The sequence below is a fragment of the Streptomyces sp. NPDC098781 genome (genome assembly GCF_044759995.1).
GTDB lineage: Bacteria > Actinomycetota > Actinomycetes > Streptomycetales > Streptomycetaceae > Streptomyces.
Genome location: NZ_JBIWAK010000001.1, coordinates 1,172,311 through 1,194,148, shown reverse-complemented (window position 1 = coordinate 1,194,148; position 21,838 = coordinate 1,172,311). Strand labels below are relative to the sequence as shown.

The window sequence follows — 21,838 nt, the reverse complement described above, 5'->3', positions numbered from 1 at the left end:
AGGTGAGTACCGCCGCGTCCCAGGACGCCGTCCTCTCCGTACGCGCCCTGTCCAAGTCCTTCACCCTGCACAGCATCGACGGCCGTGTCGTCCCGTCCCTGCACGGCGTCGACCTCGACGTCGCCACGGGCGAGCACGTCGCCCTCGCGGGCCCCTCCGGGGCCGGCAAGTCCTCGCTGCTGCGCTGCGTGTACCGCACCTATCTGCCGGACTCCGGTTCCGTACGGCTGCGTACGGCGGCCGGGCCGGTCGAGCTGACCACGCTGCCGGACCGGGCCATGGCCCGGCTGCGCGGCCGGGAGTTCGGCTATGTCTCGCAGTTCCTCGCCGCTCCGCCGCGCACCGGCCCGCTGGAGGTGGTCGCCGCGACCGCCCGGCGCCGCGGACTCGACCGCGGTGCGGCCCGCGACGCCGCGGCGGCCGCGCTGCGCCGGCTGAACCTGGACGAAGCGCTCTGGGACGTCGACTGCGGGGTGCTGTCCGGCGGTGAGCGCCAGCGGGTGAACCTCGCCGCGGGCACGGTGCAGCCTCCCCGGCTGCTGCTGCTCGACGAGCCGGTCTCCGCGCTCGACCCGGCCAACCGGGAGGCCGCGCTGGAGCTGATCGACTCACTGGCGGGGCAGGGCGTCGCCGTGCTCGCCGTCTTCCACGACATGGACGCCATCCGGCAGTTGGCGTCCCGGGTGGTGTTCGTCAGCGACGGACGGATCGCCCGGCAGGGCACGCCGGCGCAGATGCTGGAGGCAGCCGCATGAGCACGCAACTGATCGGCAGCCGACCGGCCGAGGGATGGACGCTGGGCGGCCCGCCCGCGGACTACGTGCTCGGGCACGTACGGGCGGTGCTGCCCGACCGGGTGCTCGACGACGCGCTCGTCGCCGTGCGCGACGGCCGGATCGCCGCCGTCGAACCGCACCCGGCCGGTGTCGAGGCCGACGTCGACGGGCAGGGCCTGCTGTGTCTGCCCGGCCTGGTGGACGTGCACAGCGACGGCCTGGAGAAGGAGATGCTGCCCCGGCCCGGCGCCGAACTGCCGCTGGAGTTCGCGCTGTTGTCCTTCGAGGGCAAGCTGCGCGCGGCCGGGGTCACGACCGCGTTCCACGGCGCGGCGTTCGAGGAGAGCGGCGGGCGCGGGATGCGCCGCACCCTGGAGAACGCGCGGCGGATCTGTACGGCCGTGGAGAGCCGGGGCGGCGAGGGGCTGGTGGACCACCGGGTCCTGCACCGCCTGGACGTCCGCTGCCCCGAGGGTCTGGCGGGGCTTCGGCAGCGGCTGGAGGAGGCCGACGGGGAGCCGGTGCTCGTGTCGCACGAGGACCACACGCCCGGCCAGGGCCAGTACGCGGACCGGGCCTACTACGAGCGGTATCTGGTCGGCACCCGTGGGGTCACCGAGGACGAGGCGCGTGCCTACGTCGACCGGCTGATCGTGGAGCGGGACGGCCGGCTCGACGTCCGTGAGGAGGCGATGGACTGGCTCGGCGAGCAGGCCCGCGCGGGCCGGATCCGGCTGCTGGGCCACGACCCCAGCTCGCCCCGGGAGATCGAGGAGCTGTGCGAACGGGGTGGCTCGGTCGCCGAGTTCCCCACCACGACGGACGCCGCCAAGGCGGCGCGCGAGCACGGCATGCCGGTGGTGATGGGCGCGCCGAACGTCCTGCGCGGCCACTCGCACAACGGCAACGCCTCGGGCCGGGAACTGGTCGCCCGTGGTCTGGTCACCGCGCTCGCCTCCGACTATCTGCCGTCGGGACTGCTCGGGGCGGCGCTGCTGCTCGCCGAGGAGGGGCTGGCTCCGCTGCCGGAGGCGGTCGGTCTGGTCACCGGCGGTGCCGCGGACGTCGCCGGTCTGCGTGACCGGGGGCGGCTGGAGGCGGGTCTGCGGGCCGACCTGGTGCTGGCGGAACCGGGGCGCCCCTGGCCGGTCGTCGCGGCGGTGCTGCGCGCGGTCCCGGGAGGTGGTGCGGCATGAGCGGCCTTATCACCTGGCCGGTGCCCGAACCGGTGCTGCCGTCCGGCGTCCACCCGGCGCTGGCCGAGGCCACCCGGGCCGCCGTGGGCGCGTTCCGGACGGCGCGCGAGACGTACGACCGGGCCCAGCTGGCCGAGAAGGTGCAGCAGGGCGCGGACGGGACGCCGACGATGCGGCTGGACATCCTGGTGGACACCGCGATCGCCGAGGTCGTGGACGCCCACCGGATCAACCTGCTCAGCGAGGAACTGGGGCACATCGACAACGGCTCCGCCGTCACACTCGTCACCGACCCGGTGGACGGCACGGCGAACGCCGCCTCGGGTGTCCCGCTGTCCGCCTTCGCGGGCGTCATCGCCGTGGACGGCGTGCCGACCGAGGCGCTGACCTGCTGGCTGGACACCGGGCGCTGCTGGCACACGGTGGCCGGTCAGCCGTCGCCGTACCGCACGACCGGCCGCACCGAGCTGGACGGCGCCGCGGTCAGTCTCCTGCGCCCCCAGCCGCACATCGCCGACGCCTGGTGGCGGGTGGCGAACCGGGCCGCCAGGATCCGCATCCTGTCGACGAGTTGCCTGGAGGCGGTACTGGTGGCCGAGGGCTCGACGGACGCCTTCGCCGACGCCGGCTCCGACACGCACCGGATCGTGGACCTGGCGGCCGCGATGCTCACCGTGCCCGCGGCGGGCGGCGCGGTCATCGATGTGCACGGCCGCCCCCTGGAGATCGACCCCGATCTCACCCGTCGCTGGTCGGGCGTGGTCGCGGCGACCCCGCGGCTCGCCGAGGAACTCGCGGAGACGATCCGCACCACGGAGGAACGATGACCACCCACACCCCTCAGGCTCCGCTCTCGGACGAGGAACTGACCGCGCTGATCGACGGCCTGGCGGGCCTGCCGTACGGCGGTGAGGCGGTCGACCAGCGCACGCACGCGCTCCAGACGGCCTGGCTGGCGGCGGACGCGGGAGCGGACGACGAACTGGTCGTGGCGGCGGCGCTGCACGACATCGGACGCGCCCGGCCCGTGCGGACCGAACACCCGGGCCTGCCGCACGAGTTGGCGGGTGCCGCGTTCGCCCGGCGCCGGCTGGGTGAGCGGGCGGCGTGGGTCATCGCCCAGCACGTGCCGGCCAAGCGTTACCTGGTGGCGACCGACCCGGCGTACCGCGCCCTGCTGAGCCCGGTGTCCATCGCCTCGCTGAAGGTGCAGGGCGGCCCGATGGACGAGGACGAGGTGGCCGAATTCGCGGCGCATCCGCTGGCCGAGGAGGCGGTGGCGCTGCGCCGCTGGGACGACGCGGCAAAGGACCCGGACGGCCCGCTGCTCCCGATGCCGGCGCTGCTGGCGGCCCATGCCCGCTGCATCGCCTGGGGGCGGGACTGACCAGGGCGGTTCAAGGACCGTGCCGCGGTTCCCGGGCCTGCGCGCCCGGGTCCGCGGTGTCCGGTCGTGGAGGTGCCACGGGCTCCAGGGAGAGGGCGAGGACGGCTCGGTCGTCCTCGTCGGACGCGGCCGACCAGCGTTCCGCGTCCCTCCGTACGAAGGACACCACGGTCTCCGGGTCGGGTGCGCGCTCGCCGGAGAAGCGTTCGTCGAGCCGGTCCAGGACCGGGTAGAAGACACCGTCGGCGTCGCGGGCCTCGCTCACCCCGTCCGTGTGCAGGACCAGTACCTCCGACGGCTCCAGCCGGTGCACGGTCGTGGCGTCCCCGTCCGGCGCCAGCGCGCCCAGCCCCAGGGGCAGTCCGGGCGCCGTGGACAACCGCCGGGCGCCGTGCGGGCCGACCACGAGGGGCGCGGGGTGGCCGCGGTCGACGATGCGTACCTGGCCGCCGTCCGGCGGGAACTCCAGCACCAGCGCGGTCACGAAGAGTTCCGGGTCGCCGCCGTCGCCGGCCGGACTGTTGCGGGCGATGCTGAGTTCCAGCCGCGCGGCCAGGCTGCTCAGGCTCCGCCATTCGTGGGCCGAGACCCGGAAGCTGCCCAGCACCGCCGCGACCGTCTGAACGGCGTCCAGCCCTTTGCCGCGGACGTCACCGATGATGACCCGCACCCCGAAGGGCGTCTCGCACACGTCGTACAGATCCCCGCCGACCATCGTGCCGCCCTCCCCCGCCTCGTAGAACCCGGCGGCGCGCACCGGGCCGAGTCTGCGCGGTACCGGGCGCAGCAGGGTCCGCTGCACGGCCTCCGCGACGGAGTTGGCCCGGATCAGATGCTGCCGGGCCCGCTCCCGCTGCCGGGCGAGCGCGACGCTCGCGATGCCGATGAGGGCTGTGGCGATGTAGGCGGCGACGTGGTGCTGTTCGTCGAGGTGGCCGGGCCGGCGGCCGGCCATCCACATCTGTAGTCCGAGGCACACCACCGTCGACAGGGCGGTGCCGCGCGGGCCGCGCGTCGCGGCGGCCAGCGGCGGTACGGCGATGAGCATGAAACTCACCGGCTCGCGGCCCCGCACGATGAACTCGGCGGCCACGTCGACGACCACCGCGGCCAGCGGCAGCCACCACACCCACCCGCGGACCGTCGGGGGCCGCAGCTCGGGGGGCACGCTCGGGCCGCTCATGGCGTGCCCTGGCTTCCGTGCCGGGGTCCGGGGGTGCCGGCGGCGGCCGGCGGGCCGGGTGGTGTCTGGCCGACGGCTTCGGGCAGCTCGGCCTCGACGCGGGTGAACTGGCGGGAGAGGCTGCGCAGCCACACATCGAGGTCGACCGAGGCGGGCAGCGGCAGCGGGGTCGGCTCCGACGGCATGGGCCGGGCGCGGTGCGGCGGCGGCCGGTCCCCGTCGCACAGGGCGGCGAGCCGGTCGGTGGTCCCGGCGAGCGCGTCGGCGCCGGCCCGTGCCCGGTCGGCGGCTGCCGGGGGCAGTGGGGTCGCGGGTCGGTCGAACCGGGGCAGCCACTCGGCGCCGAGCAGGATCTGGTTGGACGCGATCAGAACGGCGTGCCAGTCGGCGCTGACGGGCGCCTGGCTCCTCGGTTCGCTGCGGAACTGGGCGTAGGCGGACTCGGCGAGGTGCAGCCGGTGCAGGAGGGGGAACGTCGACGGGGCGGGCGCGGAGCCCGGCGGCAGGGCGGTCAGGGCGCCGACGACGCCCTTGACCAGCGGACCGCACTCCCGCAGCAGTCCCGCCATGGTGCGGCGGACCTCCCGGTGGGCGCCCGCCGGCCAGGCGAGCGTCGCGCACAGCAGTCCGATGGCGCTGCCGGTCACCACGGCCACGATCCTTGCCTCGGCCAGCAGCCAGGAGGCCGGCGCGATCTGGGCGAACGCGGTGGCCACCACCAGCGTGAACAGGCCCTGGGCCCAGGCGATGCCGAGCAGCGGTCCGACCGAGAAGGCGATCAGCATGGCCGGGGCGAGGATCGCCGCGTAGGCCTCGGTGTGCCGGTCGAGGCCCAGCAGCAGCGCCCCCGCCGCGACCGCGCCCACGAGGTTGCCGAGGACGGCCGACCGGATGGCCGACCAGGTCGCCCCCACCGTGGTCCGGCTCAGCGTCAGCACCGCCAGCAGCACCCAGAAGCCATGGGCCAGATCGAGTGAACCGGCGACCAGCCGGGCGGCGGCGAGCGCCACCGCGATGCGCGCGGCGTTCTGGAACTGCACCGAGCTCGGCGTGATGTTGCCCTTGATCCGCCGCGCCCAGAGCCGGACCGTGGCGGCCTGGGTGTACCAGAAGAGCTCGCGGGGTTCGATCGGCGGGGTGCGCCGCCCCTCCAGGCCGACCCGTACGGCGATCTCCAGGATGCGCACCGACTCGGCGACGGCCAGCAGCGCCGCCTGCCGGCGCAGCACCGCCACGGGGGGCACCTCGTCGGCGGGGCCCGACACCTGTCGGCTCCGCGTCTGCTGGAAGGCGTCGATGGCCTTGTCCATGCGTTGCGGGCCAGGGGCGGTGCGGCCCGTGCGCAGGGCGGCTACGGTCCGGTCGCACAGTGCCGACACCTGCGTCAGGAGCGAGCCGGAGGCGGGGTCGGTACGGCTCCTGCCGGGTGCGCCCGCCCCGGAGCCGTACCGGACGAGTTCGCGCAGCACCCCCATCTCGGTCAGATGGGCCAGTTGTTCGAGCAGCCGACGGGTGGCGGACCCCGCTTGGGCGAGGCCACGGACCGCGCGCCCCGGTCCCGCGGGACGTTCCGCGGGCGGGATGCATGACAGGCGCAGTCGCGCGCCCGCCGCCCGCAGAGCCTCGGGCGAGAGGTCGGTGCGTCCGGCGATGGTGTCGCCCGCCGTCGTGAGGACCTCGGCGAGGGTGGTCCGGTACGTCGGGTCGGGCGGCTGCGGCAGCAGGAACAGCTCGCACAGCGCCAGCACCAGTACTCCGAAGGTGAGTCCCCCGAGGCGCAGCCAGAGGGTGCCGGGTTCGTAGGGCGGGAAGCAGGCCAGGATGTAGAAGAGCTGGAGGCCGGGCGCCGCTCCGGCCGGGCGTGGGCCGGCGACGGCGGCGAAGGCGAGCAGGAAGCCCACGACGAGCATGCCCAGCACTGCCGCCCAGGTCCGCACCGCCAGCGCGGTTCCCAGCGTCACCAGCAGCAGGCCGACGGGAAGCGCCTTGAGCATCACCTCGGCCCGCTGCCGCCCGGAGCCGGGGATCGGTGACAGCAGGCCGAGGGAGATCGCCGCGAACAGGGAGTACAGCGCCGGCACCGGTTCGTCGAGTCCGTACACGAAGAGGTAGAAACCCGCGGACGCGGCGAGGCTCACCCGGATGGACCGGTGCAGGATCGGTGTCCACTGCGCCCGGCCCGTCACGGCACGCGCCCGCCTCGTGGCACCCGTGAGCCGAGCGGGGGGACTCTGCCGAGGACCACGAGCCGGTGCCGTACGGCCATGACGACCACGGAAGCCGCCAGGATCACCAGGCCTCCGAGGCGCAGGACGGCGTCGTAGGCGGCTTCCGGCGAGCGTTCCGGCACCATCGCCGTGATCGCGGCCGCCGCCGCGGCCAGCGCGACGCCGCCGAGCGTGACCAGGAACGTCAGCAGCACGCCCGAGGCCTCGCCGGCCCTCTCGGGCGGCACGACCTGCTGGGTGGCGACGCTGGCGAAGGTCCAGCCGAGTCCGAGGCCGAGGCCGCACCAGGCGAGCACCGGTACGTACAGCCACCAGTCGGTGACCTGGGCGAGCGCGATCATGCCGGTGCCGGCGACCGCTCCGGCCAGCGCCATCACCACCGTCGGCCGCAGGTGCGCGGACAGCCGCGCGCCGAGCGGCCCGCTGAGCGCCACGAGCACGGCGGGCGCCAGGAACACCACGCCCGCGTCGAGCGGGGAGAGCCCGCGCACCTGCTGGAGGTACAGCGTCGAGACGAAGACGGTGACGGCGTAGCCCATGTTGGTGACGGTTCCCGCGCCCGTGACCAGCACATAGGGCGTGTTGCGGAACAGGCTCAGGTCGATGAGGGGGTGCCGGGCGCGTCGCTCCCGTCGCAGGAACAGGGCGCCGGCCAGCACGGCGATGCCCAGCAGCGTGAGCGTGCGGGCGTGGTCCCAGCCCCACACGCTGCCCCGCTCCACGGCCAGCGTGATCGCCGCCAGGGCGCAAACGACGGTCAGGGCGCCGGTCAGATCGAGCTGGCGCGGGGCCGCGGGATCCCGGGAGTCGGGGACGTACGCGTACGCCACGATCAGCGCCAGCACGCTCAGGGGCGCCAGGAGCCAGAAGATCCAGCGCCAGCCGGGCCCCTCGGTGAAACCGCCGCCGACGAAGGGCCCCAGTGCCGTGCCGACGTTGGCGATCCCGAACACCGCTCCCAGCGCGCGTGCCCGGACGGTGTCCGCGAAGGCGTTGGTGATCACGGAGACCGACACCGGGAAGACGAAGCCCGCGCCGACCCCCTGCACGATCCGTGCCCCGACGAGCGCCCACAGGTCGGGCGCGAGCGCACAGCCGACCGACCCGGCCGCGAACAGCGCCGTCCCGCCGAGCAGGGCTCCCCTGCGGCCGAAGACATCGCCGACGCGGCCGCCCACGATGAAACAGCAGCCGATGGCGAGCATGTACGCCGACAGCGTCCACTGGGCGACGGACGGCGTGACGGCGAACTCGTCGGCGATCCCGGGCACGGCCAGGTTCAGCGCGAAGAAGTCGAGCTGGATGCAGAACAGGGCGATCGCCACCGCGATGAAGGCTCCTGTCCGCGCGGCCTGCGAAGACTCAGCGCGCATGAGCACGTTCCTCTCGTGCCGACGCGCCGCCGCGGCGGCGTGGTCGGGCCGGGCAGGCGATCCACTGCCCATTGTCGGCCGACCCGGTGGGGACCGCAGCCCGACGTCCGCCTACGGAAGGATGGAGTCGACGTACCCGCCGTCCACGCGCAGCGCACCGCCGGTGGTGGCGGAGGCCTGGTCGGAAGCGAGGTACACCACCATGTTGGCGATCTCCTCCGGTTCGATCAGCCGCTGGAGCAGGCTCTGCGGGCGGTACTCCCGCATGAACGCCCGCTGGGCCTCGTCCCAGGGCAGGTCGCGGTCGACGAGTTCGTAGACGAAGTCCTCGACGCCGCCCGTGTGGGTGGGCCCGGCGATGACGGAGTTCACGGTCACTCCGGTGCCGGCCGCCTGCTTGGCGAAGCCGCGGCTGACCGCCAGCAGCGCCGTCTTGGACATGCCGTAGTGGATCATCTCGGCGGGGATGACGATCGCCGAGTCGCTGGCGATGTACTGCACGCGTCCCCAGCCGCGTTCGGCCATGCCCGGCAGGAAGAGCCGCGTCAGCCGGACGGCGGACAGCACGTTCACCTCGAAGTAGCGGCGCCACTCCTCGTCGGTGATCTCCAGGGGGTCGGCGGCGCCGAACGTACCGAGGTTGTTGACGAGGATGTCCACGTCGGGCAGCGTCTCGGCCACCTTGTCCGCGCCCTCCTGGGTGGTCACGTCCGCCGGCACCGGCACCCACTCGGCGCCGGGCACCTGCCGGGCCAGTGCGGCGACGCTCTGCTCCACCCGCTCCGGGTTGCGGCCGTTGACGCCCACCCGGGCCCCGGCACGGGCCAGACCGGCGGCGATCGCCGCGCCGATGCCCTGGGTGGAACCGGTGACCAGCGCGGTGTGGCCCTTCAGATCGATCTGCATGCCTGGCAGCCCCTTTCGCGTGCGGATGTGATCGACGAGTACCCGGGAGACCGGTGGCGCACGCGGCCCGCCCGCCTACGTCCGCGCGGGCTTCGGCGGCACGCTCGCGTACGCCAGGATTGCGGCGGTCAGATAGGCGAGCGCGCCGATCGCCATGCTGACGCGCAGTCCGGTGCCGGGGTCGGCGGACGTGGCGAGCAGGCTGCCGCCGAGGGCGACGCCGGTGGCGCTGCCGATCTGCCGGGTGGTGTTGAACAGTGCGGACGCGGTGCCCGAGTAGCCGGGAGGCGCGGCGCCCATCACGGTGGCGGTCGAGCCGGTCAGGGCGAAGGAGGTGCCGAATCCGGCGGCCATCATCGGGGCCACGAGCAGACCGTAGGCGGGGTCGGCTCCGGCCGCGGCCCAGCCGGCCAGTCCCAGCGCGGCCAGCAGCATTCCGGAGATCACCAGTGGACGGTCGCCGGTACGGCGGGTCAGCCGTCCGGACAGGACGGAGGCGAACATCGTCATCGCCACCGCCGGGAACAGCGCCACGCCGGTTTCGAGGGCGCTGTAGTGGCGCTCGTGCTGGAAGTCCAGGCTGGCCGTGAACACCATGCCGTAGAAACCGAAGTTGAACAGCAGGCCGATGACGGCTCCCCCGCTCATCGCGCGGGAGCGCAGCAGGTCCAGCGGCAGGGCGGGTGACCGGGCGAGCCGCTCGCGCACCGCGAACGCCACGGCGGCCGTCACGGCCAGCCCCAGCCCGGCGAGCACGGCGGGATCGGACCAGCCCCGCCGTCCGGCCTCGTTCAGGGCCGCCGTGAGCAGCGCCACCGCCGCCACGACCGCGCACTGGGCCGGCCAGTCGAGGGTCCGGTCCGGGCGCCGGGGCGAGCGTGCCACGTGCCGGAGTGTCAGTGCGACGCAGCCCGCGCCGACGGGCAGGTTGATGAGGAACACCCAGCGCCAGCCGACCGTGGAGACCAGCAGCCCGCCCAGCAGTGGGCCGGCGGAAGCCGCGATGCCGGCCATCGAGCCCCACAGTCCGAAGGCCCGTGCGCGTGCGGCCGATTCCGGGTACGCCTGCTGGAGCAGGGCGAGCGATCCGGGCACGATGAGTGCCGCGCCGAGTCCCTCCACGAGGCGGGACACCACCAGGAACGGGGCGTTGGGCGCGAGTGCGCACGCGGCCGAGGACGCCGTGAACACCACGACGCCCGAGCAGAAGATCCTGCGGTTGCCCAGCCGGTCGCCCAGCGCGCCGCCGGTCAGCAGGAATCCGGCGAAGACCAGGGTGTATCCGTCGGTGATCCACTGGATGCCGGTGAGTGAGGCGGACAGTTCCCGGCCGATCACGGGCACGGCGACGTTGATGACGGTGACGTCCAGGATGACCATGAAGTACCCGGCGCAGACGGCCAGCAGCGGGGCCCGGGACCGGCGTTCGGTGTCGGGGGCGGAGGCGGGCTTCGAGGGGGGCGCCGGCTCGCCTCTGCCGCCCGAATCCGCGAAGGCCACGGCCCCAACTCCATCCGTCCACGGCAGTGCTGTACCCGACGGCCACAGTAGGGGACGTATGCCGCATATCAGTGGATAGCTCACCCGGCGTCATGGGCAGGGGACTGAGACAGCCGGCCGAGCGTCCGGTCGGTGGCGCTGGGGCGGTCCAGGTCGAGGGCCACGGTGAGGTGGTCGAAGCGCCGCCGCACGAAGGGTGACCGGGCGTCGCGCTTCCCGCAGCAACCCCACCCGGGCCTCAACGACCGTCGAACCCGCCGGTCAGGGCCGCTTCGCGGACAGGCGGGGGCACCCGGACTCTCGCGTGACATGCTGGGAACAGGGCCCGACCGGGTCGGACCGAGAGGTGGATGCGATGGACTGGCCTCGGTTCGCGCAGAACATGGCGTCGATGGCCCGGGATCTGCTGGCCCAGGAGTCGGTCGACGCCACTCTGGAGCGGATCACCAGCTCGGCGATCGAGCTGGTGGAGGGGTGTGACGCGGCCGGGATTCTGGTGCTGCACAGCAAGAAGGTCCAGACGCTGGCGCCCACACAGCAACTGGTCGTCGACAGTGACATGCTTCAGGAGCGGCTGGGTGAGGGGCCGTGCTTCGACGCCGCCCGCACCAAGCAGGGCGAGCGGGTGTTCCGCATCCCGGACTTCACCAAGGACCAGCCGAAATGGCCCAAGTTCGGGCCCGCGGCCCACCGGCTCGGCGTGGGCAGCATGATGGGTTTCCTGCTGTACACGGAGGACGAGGACCTCGGCGCGCTGAACATCTACTCGTACAAGCCCGGGTCCTTCACGGACGCCAGCGAACTGGCCGGCTGGCTGCTGGCCTCCCACGCCGCGGTCGCCTTCTCCAGCGCCCGCACGCATGCCCAGATGGAACACGCCGTGGCCACGCGTCACATGATCGGTGAGGCCATGGGCATCCTCATGGGCAGCCATGAACTCACCGAGGACCAGGCGTTCGACGTGCTGCGCCGCTATTCGCAGGAGAACAACGTCAAGCTCCGTGAGGTGGCGCGCCTGATCTGCGAGCGCGGCAGCCTCACCTGACTCCCCCTGCGGCTCCTCCGGCTCACGGTCTGAACCAGAGGAGCCTGGCCGGACCAGCCCCCAAGGGGTACGCCGCTGAGCCCGGCCTTATGGCCAAGTCCCCAGCCCGTCCGCTTTCACTCGGACCAGGACCGACGGAGTCGATGTCGGAAATTCCACTGGAGACGAGACGGTTCGTTTTGTTATGGTGGGCGCATGGCTTTCTTCTACTTCCTCTGAGCCCGGGCACGGCCCGCGTCGCCGTCACCGCCGCCCGTAGACCCTTCGTATCCCCAGGGGAAGTCACATGCGCGAACGCGCCCATACCGCCATGCCCGCTGCCGTGGCGCAGCTGTCCGTCAAGGACGTCACCAAGACCTACGGCACCCGCACCGTCCTCGACCTGGTCTCCTTCACCGTCCGCCCCGGCGAGAAGGCCGCCGTCATCGGTGAGAACGGCTCCGGCAAGTCCACCCTGCTACGGCTGCTCGCCGGAGCCGAGCCGCCCGACGCCGGGGACCTCACCGTCGTCTTCCCGGGTGGCGTCGGCCATCTCGCCCAGACCCTCGACCTCGACCCGGACTGCACCGTGCAGGACGCCGTCGACCTCGCCCTCGCCGACCTGCGCGACATGGAGCGACGGCTGCGCGCGGCGGAGGAAGGGCTCGGTGCGGCGTCGCAGGACGAGCTCGCCGCCTACGGTGAGCTGCTGATCGCCTACGAGGAACGCGGCGGGTACGAGGCGGACGTACGCGTCGACGCCGCGATGCACGGCCTCGGGCTGGCCGGGATCGCCCGCGACCGGGTGCTCGGCTCGCTGTCCGGCGGCGAGCAGTCGCGGCTGGCGCTCGCCTGTGTGCTGGCCGCCGCGCCCGAACTGATGCTGCTGGACGAACCGACGAACCACCTCGACGCCGCGGCCGTGCACTGGCTCCAGGAGCATCTGCGCGCACACCGGGGCACCGTCGTCGCGGTCACCCATGACCGCGGGTTCCTGGAGCGCGTCGCCACCACGATCCTGGAGGTGGACCGGGACGCACGCGCGGTGCGTCGCTTCGGCGACGGCTGGGCCGGGTACCGCGCCGCGAAAGCCGCCGCTCGACGGGGTGCGGAGCAGGAGCACCGAGAGTGGCTGGAGGAGGTGGCCCGGATCGAGGAGCTGCTCGACCACGCCGGGAGGCGGCTGGCCGGCACCGGCAAGGACCCTCGGCAGGGCTTCGGCAAGCACCGGCGCTCGCACGAGGCCAAGCTCGGCGGGCAGGTGCGCGCGGCCCGGGAGCGGCTGGCCCACCTGCACCGCAACCCGGTGCCGGCGCCACCGCAACCCCTGCGGTTCACCGCGGCCATGACGGTGGCCGGCGACGAGCGGCCCGAGGCCCGTCTCCCGCTGGCCGAGCTCGACGGCGTGGCCGTGGGTGAGCGGCTGCGCCTGGACGGGCTGCTGACCGTGCGGCCGGGTCAGCGGCTGCTGGTCACCGGCGAGAACGGAGCGGGCAAGACGACACTGCTGCGTGTCCTGGCCGGTGACCTGGAGCCGGACGAGGGCACCGTACGGCGCCCCGCCCGGATCGGGTACCTCGCGCAGGAGCTGCCGGCGCGCTCCACGCGGCTTCCGCTGCTCGCGGCCTTCGCGGCCGGCCGGCCCGGGCTGCCGCACGAGTACGCCGAGCGGTTGCTGGCGCTGGGGCTGTTCCGCGAGGAGGACCTGCACGTACCGGTCGCGGCGCTGTCCGCGGGGCAGCAACGGCGGCTCCAGCTCGCCCGTCTCGTCACCCGGCCCGCCGACCTGCTCGTACTGGACGAGCCGACGAACCATCTCGCGCTCGACCTCGTTGAGGGCCTGGAGGCGGCGCTGGCGGCCTATCCGGGAGCCGTGGTGGCGGTCTCGCACGACCGCGGCTTCCGGGAGCAGTTCCCGGGAGAACGGCTGGAGTTGCGGGGTGGGCGCACGCGGTGACCGGGCCGTGCGGGGCACCGGGCTGTCGGCGGGCTCAGGAGGAGGCCGCGCCCCACTCGTGGGCGAGGGCGGCGGCCTCTCCGCGGGAGCTGACGCCGAGCTTGTCGAGGATGTTCGCGACATGGAACTTCACCGTGGACTCGCTGATGTGCAGGTCCTGGGCGATGTCCCGGTTGCGGCGGCCCCGCGCGAGATGGCGCAGCACCTCCAGTTCCCGTTCGCCGAGCGCGGTCAGTGGGTCCTCGCGCGGGGTCTGGGGCGCGGCCAGCGGCACCCGGACCGTCACGGTCGTGCCCCAGCCGGGTACCGCGTCGAGTTCGACGCTCCCGCCCAGGGCCGACAGCCGCTCCCCGACCCGTCGCCGGTCCAGGGCGGCGCGGGAAAGGATGCCGGGCCCGTCGTCCCGTACGGTGGCGCGCAGTTCGTCGGAGTCGGCCTTGAAGGCGATGTGCACCCGCCGTACGGTCTGCTCCTCGCCGTCCGCCGTCGGCCCGGGCCCTGCTCCCTGGTCGTCCAGGGCGGCGTGGACGACCGCTCGGACCACCGCCTGGGCGGTGTTGGACACGTCGGCGGGCAGCACCCGGTCGGCGCCCTCCTCCGCGCCGGGCGTGCCCAGGTCGAGACGTACGCCCCGGGCGCGCAGCGACGGACGCAGTGAGTCGGCGAGCCGGGCGAACGCGTGGTCCGTGCGCTGCTCCACCAGCGCCTGGTCCCGCTCGCCCTCGGCGCGCAGGTCGATCAGCGCCACGGAGGCCAGGTCGATGGCGCGGGACCGGGCCGTCGCGTCGTCGAGGTCGCGGCGGCGCAGGACGTCGAGCAGGGCGGTGAGCGAGGCGCCGTGCGCGTCGCCGAGTTCGGCGATGGCCGCCGCGCGGGCCGCGGCCGCCGCCCTGGACGGCGCCAGGGTGCCCGGTACCGCCTCCATGACCATGCGTTCGCGGTGCGCGGTCATCAGGTCCCACAGCGCCTGAGCGGCGGCGAGCCGGTCCGCCGGCACGGGGCTGTCCTCGGTGCGGACGAGCACCAGCCAGGCGCCCCGTTCGGTCAGGTCGCTGGCGAGGACCAGCACGGGCACCTCCGCGCCCGCGATCCGGGCCCGCCCCTGCCAGGTGCCGCGCACCGGGACGAACTCCCGCAGGGCTGCCACGTCGGCGGTGGTGATGACGGATCCGGGCCGGCCCGGTGGGGGGCCATGGGTCTTGAACGGCGAGTGCGGGCAGTTGCTCGCCAGCTCGGCCGCCGCCGTGTGCGGGATCTCCTCGCCGAGCACGGCGGACAGCCGCGGCAGTGTCTCGCTCAACGGTGCGCGGATCACGTCGACTGCTCCGGTGAGGTCCATGCACACCACCGTAACCAGCCGCTTCCCCCCTCACCCTGTCCTTTCGACGAGCCCGAACCGGCCGAAAGGACAGCCCGGTGCCGGGCGCGCCGACCAACCATGGAGTCGTGACCCGCGGTCCTCGGAAACCGACGGACCGCACACTTACCGATCATGAGGAGTGGCTGAGATGAAGGCGATCGTCTACGACGAGTACGGCGGCCCCGACGTGTTGCGACTCGCGGAGTACGAGGAGCCGCACGCGGGCCCCGGCCAGGTGCGGATCCGGGTGAGGGCGGCGGCGGTCAACCCCATCGACCACAAGATCCGCCGCGGCTGGGTGCCCGTGCTGGCCCCCTCCACCTTCCCCGCGATCCCCGGTGTGGAGGCCGCGGGCGTCGTCGACGAGGTGGGCGAGGGCGTGACCGGCGTCGCGGTCGGGGACGACATCCTCGGCTGGACGGAGACCGGCGCCTACGCGCCGTACGCCCTGCTGAGCGACTTCGCCGCCAAGCCGGCCGCGCTGGACTGGGAGACGGCCGCCGCCCTGCCGGTGGCCGGCGAGGCGGCGATCGGTGTGCTGGAGCTGCTCGGTGTCACGGAGGGCGAGACGCTGCTGTTGCACGGGGCCGCGGGCGCGGTCGGTTCGCTCGCCGTGCAGTTGGCCGTGGCCCGGGGCGTGACCGTGATCGGCACCGCGTCGCCCGGCAACCACGATTATCTGCGGTCGCTCGGCGCGGTGCCCGTGGCCTACGGCGAGGGGCTGGCCGACCGGGTCAGGGCGGCCGCTCCGCAAGGCGTGGACGCGGTGTTCGACGCGGCCGGCTCGGGCGATCTGCCCGCCCTGATCGAGCTGCGCGGGACCACGGACCGCGTCGTCACCATCGCCGACCCACAGGCCGCGGAGCACGGCGTCCCGTTCCACACCGGCGGCGCGCCCCACGTGGACGCCCTCGCCGAGCACGCCCGGCTGGCGGCCGAGGGCCGGCTGCGGATCCGCGTCGCCGAGAGCAGCCCCCTCGCGGACGCCGTCCAGGTCCACGAGCGCAGCGAAGCGGGCCATGTGCCGGGCAAGTTGATTCTGGTGCCCTGAGCGCCGATAGCCCTTGTCGGAGACGGTCCCCCCGGGTGTCCCGGGGGGCCGAATCTCCACGGGTCTCACCCCCTCCGTCCTAAGGGACTGTTAGGACTTCGTTCGCGATCTTGAACGGCCGTCTCGCTCCGCCGACTCTGTGTGCCTCCGGGCCGCAGACAAGGGAGTTCTCGATGGCCACACAGACCACGACCGAAGGCGCGGCGGGCTCGCGCCGCGGCGAACGCAGAGTCGTCAGCAACATCCTGCGCGGATCGATCGGCAACCTGATCGAGTGGTACGACTGGTACGCGTACACCGCGTTCAGCGTGTACTTCGCCGCCGCGTTCTTTCCCTCCGGCGACCAGACCGCCCAGTTGCTGAACACCGCCGCGGTGTTCGCCGTCGGGTTCCTGATGCGCCCGATCGGCGGCTGGGTGCTGGGGCGGTACGCCGACCGCCGGGGGCGCCGGGCCGCGCTGACGCTGTCGGTGACGCTGATGGCGGCCGGCTCGCTGATCGTGGCGTTGACACCGTCGTACGACGCGATCGGTGTCGTCGCGCCGGTGCTGCTGGTGACCGCACGGCTGTTGCAGGGCCTGTCGGTCGGCGGGGAGTACTCGACGTCGGCCACCTATATGTCCGAGGTCGCCTCACCCGGCCGGCGCGGTTACTACTCCAGCTTCCAGTACGTCACGCTCATCGCCGGCCAGCTGACGGCGCTCGGGCTTCAGATCGTCCTCCAACAGGCGCTCAGCGGAACGCAGATGGAGGCGTGGGGCTGGCGGATCGCGTTCGTCGTCGGTGCCGCCGGGGCGATCGTCGTGCTGTGGCTGCGGCGTGGCATGGACGAGTCGGAGAGCTTCGAGCGGGTGGCTGCCGAGGACGCGGAAGTCGAAGAGGGACGGCCGGCGCGTGGCAGTCTGCGGATGCTGCTGTCCTACCCTCGCCAGTGCCTGGTCGTCGTCGGGCTGACCATGGGCGGCACGCTGTTCTTCTACACGTACACCACGTACTTGCAGAAGTTCATGGTCAACACCAGTGGCATCGCGAAGCCCACGGCGGCCTGGATCAACTTCTTCGCGCTGCTGGTGTTCGTGGTGCTCCAGCCGGTCATGGGCTTGCTGTCCGACCGGGTGGGGCGGCGTCCGATGCTGATCGCGTTCGGCGTGCTCGGTGCCGTCGTCGTGGTGCCGTCGCTCACGCTCCTGTCGCACACCAGCGATCCCGTGTACGCGTTCCTGCTGATGGTCGGTCCGCTCGCGGTCAGCTCCCTGTACACCTCGATCAGCGCGGTGGTGAAGGCCGAGCTGTTCCCGACGTCGATCCGGGCGCTGGGCGTCGGGCTGCCGTACGCGCTGACCGTGGCCGTGTTCGGCGGGACCGCCGAGTACATCGCGCTGTGGTTCAAGGACGCCGGTCACGAGAGCTGGTACTTCTACTACGTCACCGCCTGTGTCCTGGTCTCGCTGCTCGTCTACATTCGGATGCGCGAGACGTCGGACGGATCGCCGCTGGAGAGCGAGGCCAAGGACTGACCGGGAGGGTGGCGAGCGTGCGCGTACTGCTGGCCGAGGACGACGACGGGGTGGCCGCGGCGCTCACCGAGGTCCTGCACGAGCACGGTCATCTGCCCACCCGGGTGCGGCGCGGCGAGGACGTCCTCGCCCGCCACCGCCAGACCGATCTGCTCCTGCTCGACCTGGGCCTGCCCGACCTCGACGGCCTCGACGTGCTGCGCAAGCTGCGGGCGGTGAGCGGTCTTCCGGTGGTGGTGCTCACCGCGCGCGGCGACGAGCGGTCGGTGGTGCGGGGACTGCGGCTGGGCGCCGACGACTACCTGGTCAAGCCGGTACGGCTGGCCGAGCTGCTGGCCCGGATCGAGGCCGTCACCCGCCGCGCCGCCACCCGGGCCGCGCCGGCGCCGCGCACGGTGTGCGCCGCCGACGTCGAAGTCGATCTCGACGCCCGGCGAGTGACCGTGGGCGGTGCCGACGTGCGGCTGACCACCAAGGAGTTCGCGGTGCTGGCCGCGCTGGCCGCCCGGGCCGGCACGGCCGTCAGCCGCCAGCAGCTGATGGACGAGGTGTGGGGCGACGCGTATCTGGCGGTGTCCCGCTCGCTCGACGTCCATCTCACCCAGCTGCGGGCCAAGCTCGGCCGGCCGGAGGTGCTGACCACCATCCGCGGTTTCGGCTACCGGTTCGGCGGCTGAGCGGGCCCATGCGTACTCGGGTGCTGACCGTCGTCCTGGCCTTCGCGGTGCTCGCGGTGGCCGGGTTCGCCGTGCCGCTGCTCGGCGTCACCGCCACCCAGCGCACCGAGCAGCTCGTCGCGGCCCGCACCGGGGACCTCGACCGCTTCGCCGGGCTGGCCGAGCAGGCCGCGCAGAGCGGTGACACCGCGGTGCTGGCCGCCGAGGTGGACCGGTACTCCGAGCTGTACGGCGAGGCGGTCGTGGTCGTCGACACGCGGCGCGCCCCGGTCGTGCGGAGCGGCGGCATGCGCGCGGCGGACCCTGCCGTGGCCCGCCTGGTCGACGCGGCGCTGCGCAACCAGCGGGTGGCGCCCGGCGGGACGCTGCGCCCCTGGTCCCGCGGCACCCGGCTGCTCGCCCGCCCGGTGGGCACCGGCACCCGGGTGTCCGGCGCGGTGGTGCTGCGGGCGTCGGTCCGGGCGGCCGCGGACGACATCGCGCTGCGCTGGGCGCTGGTCCTGGCCGGTGCGGGTCTGTTCGCCGTGGCCTGCGTGCTGCTCGCCCGCGCCGCCACCCGGTGGGTCGTACGCCCCCTGCATCATCTGGACCGGGCGGTCGGCACGCTGGCGGCCGGGCTGCCCGCCGAGCACGCGCACGCGGGTGGGCCGCCCGAACTGCGGCAGCTGGCCACCGGCTTCAACCGCATGGCCGACGCCGTGACCACCGCGCTGGAGCAGCAGCGCCGCCTGGTGGCGGACACCTCCCATCAGCTGCGCAACCCGCTCGCCGCGCTGCGTCTGCGCATCGACTCCCTCCAGCTCCGTCTGCCCGACTCCGCCACCCGCACCTACACGGGCGTCACGGCCGAACTCGAGCGCATGGAGCACCTCCTCGACGACCTGCTCGCCCTGGCGAACGCCGAGCACCGGGCGGGAGAGCTGGCCGTCACGGAGGCGGCGCAAGCGTGCTGCGACGCGGTGGCGGTCGCCGTCGCCCAGGCACAGCTGTGGCACCCGGTGGCCGAGCAGGCCGGGGTGCGTCTCGACACCGTGCCCGGCCCGCCCGTCCTGGTCGCCTGCGCGGAGCCCGAACTGGCCCAGGTCGCCGACATCCTGCTCGACAACGCGATCAAGTACGCGGGGCGCGGGGCCCGCGTCGCCACCCACTGCTTCACCGACGGCACGGACGCGGTGTTCGAGGTACGGGACGACGGCCCGGGCCTGGTCGCGGCCGAACTCTCCGAGGCGGGAACCCGTTTCTGGCGCTCGGAACGCCACCGTGACGTGCGTGGCAGCGGTCTCGGCCTGGCCATCGCCGAACAGCTCGCGGCCGGCCGTGGCGGGCATGTCGAGTTCACGTCGGCCGAGCCGCACGGCCTGCGGGTCAGGGTCGTGCTGCCGCGCGCCGACGCGCGCACGCCACGGCCGCCCTCGGCGAAGGGCCGTACGCCATGAGCCGCCCAGGTCGTCGCACCGCCCTGCGCGCGGCCCTCGCGGCGGCGTGCACCGGTGTGCTCGCCGCCGCCGGGACGGCCGACGCACGGCACGCGGACCGTGGCCCGCAAGGCAGGGTGCGGATCGCGACGGGCGAGTCCGGCAACTTCTACGCCGCCTTCGGGCGACTGCTCGCCGACCAGGTGCGGGCCGTGTACCCCCGGCTGTCCTGCGAGGTCGTCAACAGCGAGGCCAGCGTGGCCAACATACGGCTGCTCCAGGAGGGCCGCGCCGAGGTGGCGCTGGCCCTGGCCGACATCGCGTGGGCCGCGCACGCCGGTTCGGCGCCCTTCGCCCGCCCGGTCCCCCTGCGGGCGATCGGCCGGGTCTACGAGAACTACCTCCAGCTGGCCGTGCGCGCCGACACACCGGTCCACACCGTCGCCGACCTGGCGGGGCGCACGGTTTCCCTGGGCGCTCCCGCCTCCGGGGGTGCCGTGCTCGGCGACCGCCTGATACGCGCGGCCGGGCTGACTCCGGGCGCCGACGTCCAGGTCCGTCACCTGTTGCTGCCGCAGGCGGCACGGGCGATGGGGGACGGCGCGATCGACGCCCTCCTCGTGTCGGGCGGCATCCCGCTGCCGACACTCTCCGACCTCGACAGCCGGCACGGCGTCCGCCTGCTGCCGCTGGCCGATCTGCTCCCCCGGCTGCGCGCCGGCACGGATCGATTCGGATCGGGCCTCGAGGCGGTGACGGTGCCGGCCGGGGCGTACCGGGGCACCCCAGAGGTGGCCACCATCGGGGTGGCCAACCTCCTTCTGTGCGGCCCCGATCTCCCCTCCCCCATAGCGGCCGCCCTCACCGACGTCCTGGTACGCCGGGCCACCCGGCTCGTCCCCGCGACGGCCCTCGGGACACAGTTCCTCGACGCCCGAAGCCTGATCTCGACGGGCGCCGTGCCGCTGCATCCGGGGGCGGTCGTGGCGTACCGGGAACTGCACGGCTAGCCGAGGGAGGCGGACTCGGTGAGGGCTTCGTCCGGCTGAGCGCTGTCCACGATCCAGATGCCGCGCCTTCGATCAGCCGTCACGGCCGACAGCGCCAGCAGGAACGCGAGGGCGGCGACCGCGACGGCCACCAGGAGCGCGCCGTCGCTGCCGTGGCTCTCGGCGAGCGCGCCGGAGGCGGCCTGTCCCACCGCCGTACCGAGGGGACCGCCGGCACACAGGACGGTCATCGCGAGGGCGGCCCGCTCCGTGGGGGCGAGTCGCTCGGTCAGGGCGTAGAGACTGATCATGTACGGCGCCACGGCGAACCCGGCCACGGCGACGGCGGCGGGCAGGGACACCAGACGCGCACCGGCGAACAGTGCGAGCGTTCCCGCGAGAAGGGTCGCGGCGAACGTGAGATAGCGGGCGCGCGGCGAGAACCTCTGGGGCAGCCAGGCACATGCGGCTCCGGCCAGGGCGCTGCCGATGCCGAACTCGGCGTAGAGGAGTCCCCACGCGGCGGGCTCTCCGATGCTGTCGGCGTAGACCGTGACGGCGGTCTGGAGCGCACCGAAGACGGCGCCCATCGCCACCATGGCCAGGAACATGACGGTCAGGGGGCGGCGGGGCAGCCGCGCCGCGCGGCGATCCGCCCCGGGTCGCCCGAGAACGGCGCGGTGGGAGTGGAGCAGGGCGAAGGGCAGGGTGGTGGTCGCGATCAGGGCCATGATCAGGGCCGCGGGTGCGAGGGGGCCGGCCACCGCCAGCAGGCCGACGAGGGCCGGTCCGGCGACGAAGCTCAACTCGTCGGCGGACGCCTCGTACGCGAGGGCCGTGGTCAGCAGCCGGCCCTCACCGCGCGCCCGGAGAAGCCGTGACCAGTGCACTCGGACGAGCGGGCCGACCTGCGGCTGGGTCAGCCCGACTGTGACCGCGGTGCCGAGCATCCCCGCCCGGGTGCCCTGGCTCGCGGCCAACAGGGTTGCCCAGGCCGCGAAGTTGGCGAGCGTGGCGAGGGCCGCGACGGTCCGGTGGCCGTGGCGGTCGGCCAGGACACCGACCACGGGCCCGCCGACGGCGATGGCGATGCTCTGCGCCGCGGCGGCGAGCCCGGCGAAGGCGTAACTGTGGGTGGACGACTGGAGCAGGACCAGCGTGGCGAGGGCCGAGGACGCGTACGGCAGCCGGGCCAGGAATCCCAGCGGGAAGAAGCCGACGCCTGAAACGCGCAGCAGGGAACGATAGGACACGGACGTCTCCATCGGGCATGTCGAGGAGACGCGCTACCCAGCCACC

18 protein-coding genes are annotated in these 21,838 nt (G+C 73.8%); 11 read left to right on the top strand and 7 right to left on the bottom strand.

Features of this window, described 5'->3' with window-relative positions; translation table 11 throughout:
* Nucleotides 1–2: 2 nt before the first annotated feature.
* Genes ACIQWG_RS05135 through ACIQWG_RS05120 form a run of 4 tightly spaced genes read left to right on the top strand, consistent with a single transcriptional unit; the run spans nt 3 to nt 3,359 of the window.
* Nucleotides 3–755 (top strand): ATP-binding cassette domain-containing protein, encoded by a 753-nt coding sequence (locus ACIQWG_RS05135; protein ID WP_404090305.1) that lies wholly within the window; start codon nt 3–5, stop codon nt 753–755.
* Complete coding sequence (locus ACIQWG_RS05130) at nt 752–1,972, top strand: alpha-D-ribose 1-methylphosphonate 5-triphosphate diphosphatase (RefSeq protein ID WP_404090303.1); 1,221 nt, start codon at nt 752–754, stop codon at nt 1,970–1,972. The genes ACIQWG_RS05135 and ACIQWG_RS05130 overlap by 4 nt, the downstream gene beginning before the upstream one ends.
* On the top strand, nt 1,969–2,799 hold the full coding sequence (locus tag ACIQWG_RS05125; protein ID WP_404090301.1) for an inositol monophosphatase family protein: 831 nt from the start codon (nt 1,969–1,971) through the stop codon (nt 2,797–2,799). The genes ACIQWG_RS05130 and ACIQWG_RS05125 overlap by 4 nt, the downstream gene beginning before the upstream one ends.
* Entirely contained in the window at nt 2,796–3,359 is a 564-nt protein-coding gene (locus ACIQWG_RS05120) for an HD domain-containing protein (RefSeq protein WP_404090299.1), read from the top strand. The genes ACIQWG_RS05125 and ACIQWG_RS05120 overlap by 4 nt, the downstream gene beginning before the upstream one ends.
* Before the next feature lie 10 nt (nt 3,360–3,369).
* Here ACIQWG_RS05120 and ACIQWG_RS05115 read toward each other — a convergent pair whose 3' ends face one another.
* The 5 genes from ACIQWG_RS05115 to ACIQWG_RS05095 form a co-directional block, all read right to left on the bottom strand.
* Nucleotides 3,370–4,542 carry a PP2C family protein-serine/threonine phosphatase gene (locus ACIQWG_RS05115; RefSeq protein ID WP_404090297.1) on the bottom strand — a complete coding sequence of 391 codons (1,173 nt, stop codon included), beginning with the start codon at nt 4,540–4,542 and terminating at the stop codon, nt 3,370–3,372.
* The gene (locus ACIQWG_RS05110; RefSeq protein ID WP_404090295.1) at nt 4,539–6,728 is read right to left on the bottom strand and encodes an FUSC family protein; all 2,190 of its coding nucleotides are present in this window, start codon (nt 6,726–6,728) and stop codon (nt 4,539–4,541) included. Before ACIQWG_RS05110 ends, ACIQWG_RS05115 begins: the two co-directional genes overlap by 4 nt.
* Nucleotides 6,725–8,143, bottom strand: a complete 1,419-nt coding sequence (locus tag ACIQWG_RS05105) for an MFS transporter (protein WP_404090294.1) — start codon at nt 8,141–8,143, stop codon at nt 6,725–6,727. Before ACIQWG_RS05105 ends, ACIQWG_RS05110 begins: the two co-directional genes overlap by 4 nt.
* A gap of 111 nt (nt 8,144–8,254) precedes the next feature.
* Entirely contained in the window at nt 8,255–9,049 is a 795-nt protein-coding gene (locus ACIQWG_RS05100) for an SDR family NAD(P)-dependent oxidoreductase (protein ID WP_404090292.1), read from the bottom strand.
* A gap of 75 nt (nt 9,050–9,124) precedes the next feature.
* Nucleotides 9,125–10,549 (bottom strand): MFS transporter, encoded by a 1,425-nt coding sequence (locus ACIQWG_RS05095; protein WP_404090290.1) that lies wholly within the window; start codon nt 10,547–10,549, stop codon nt 9,125–9,127.
* Between the two features lie 355 nt (nt 10,550–10,904).
* On the opposite strand from ACIQWG_RS05095, the gene ACIQWG_RS05090 reads away from it, so the two are divergent.
* Together ACIQWG_RS05090 and abc-f are read left to right on the top strand one after the other, a co-directional pair.
* Nucleotides 10,905–11,594 carry a GAF and ANTAR domain-containing protein gene (locus tag ACIQWG_RS05090; RefSeq protein ID WP_404090288.1) on the top strand — a complete coding sequence of 230 codons (690 nt, stop codon included), beginning with the start codon at nt 10,905–10,907 and terminating at the stop codon, nt 11,592–11,594.
* A gap of 310 nt (nt 11,595–11,904) precedes the next feature.
* Nucleotides 11,905–13,530: a ribosomal protection-like ABC-F family protein gene (gene abc-f, locus ACIQWG_RS05085; protein WP_404090819.1), complete on the top strand. Its 1,626-nt coding sequence runs from the start codon at nt 11,905–11,907 to the stop codon at nt 13,528–13,530.
* 34 nt (nt 13,531–13,564) lie between these two features.
* Here the strand turns inward: abc-f and ACIQWG_RS05080 are convergent, their stop codons facing one another.
* The gene (locus ACIQWG_RS05080; RefSeq protein WP_404090286.1) at nt 13,565–14,869 is read right to left on the bottom strand and encodes a LuxR C-terminal-related transcriptional regulator; all 1,305 of its coding nucleotides are present in this window, start codon (nt 14,867–14,869) and stop codon (nt 13,565–13,567) included.
* A gap of 169 nt (nt 14,870–15,038) precedes the next feature.
* Here ACIQWG_RS05080 and ACIQWG_RS05075 point away from each other — a divergent pair, with 169 nt between their 5' ends.
* The 5 genes from ACIQWG_RS05075 (at nt 15,039) to ACIQWG_RS05055 (ending at nt 20,560) form a co-directional block, all read left to right on the top strand.
* Entirely contained in the window at nt 15,039–15,941 is a 903-nt protein-coding gene (locus ACIQWG_RS05075) for an NADP-dependent oxidoreductase (protein ID WP_404090284.1), read from the top strand.
* Nucleotides 15,942–16,114: 173 nt separating this feature from the next.
* On the top strand, nt 16,115–17,458 hold the full coding sequence (locus tag ACIQWG_RS05070) for an MFS transporter (protein ID WP_404090282.1): 1,344 nt from the start codon (nt 16,115–16,117) through the stop codon (nt 17,456–17,458).
* A 17-nt stretch (nt 17,459–17,475) separates the two neighbouring features.
* The gene (locus ACIQWG_RS05065; protein ID WP_404090280.1) at nt 17,476–18,135 is read left to right on the top strand and encodes a response regulator transcription factor; all 660 of its coding nucleotides are present in this window, start codon (nt 17,476–17,478) and stop codon (nt 18,133–18,135) included.
* An 8-nt stretch (nt 18,136–18,143) separates the two neighbouring features.
* A complete protein-coding gene (locus tag ACIQWG_RS05060) occupies nt 18,144–19,571 on the top strand; it encodes an ATP-binding protein (protein ID WP_404090278.1) in 1,428 nt (475 codons plus the stop codon).
* On the top strand, nt 19,568–20,560 hold the full coding sequence (locus tag ACIQWG_RS05055; protein ID WP_404090276.1) for a TAXI family TRAP transporter solute-binding subunit: 993 nt from the start codon (nt 19,568–19,570) through the stop codon (nt 20,558–20,560). The genes ACIQWG_RS05060 and ACIQWG_RS05055 overlap by 4 nt, the downstream gene beginning before the upstream one ends.
* On the opposite strand, the gene ACIQWG_RS05050 is transcribed toward ACIQWG_RS05055, so the two are convergent.
* Nucleotides 20,557–21,792: an MFS transporter gene (locus ACIQWG_RS05050; RefSeq protein WP_404090275.1), complete on the bottom strand. Its 1,236-nt coding sequence runs from the start codon at nt 21,790–21,792 to the stop codon at nt 20,557–20,559. The genes ACIQWG_RS05055 and ACIQWG_RS05050 overlap by 4 nt on opposite strands.
* Nucleotides 21,793–21,838: the final 46 nt, after the last annotated feature.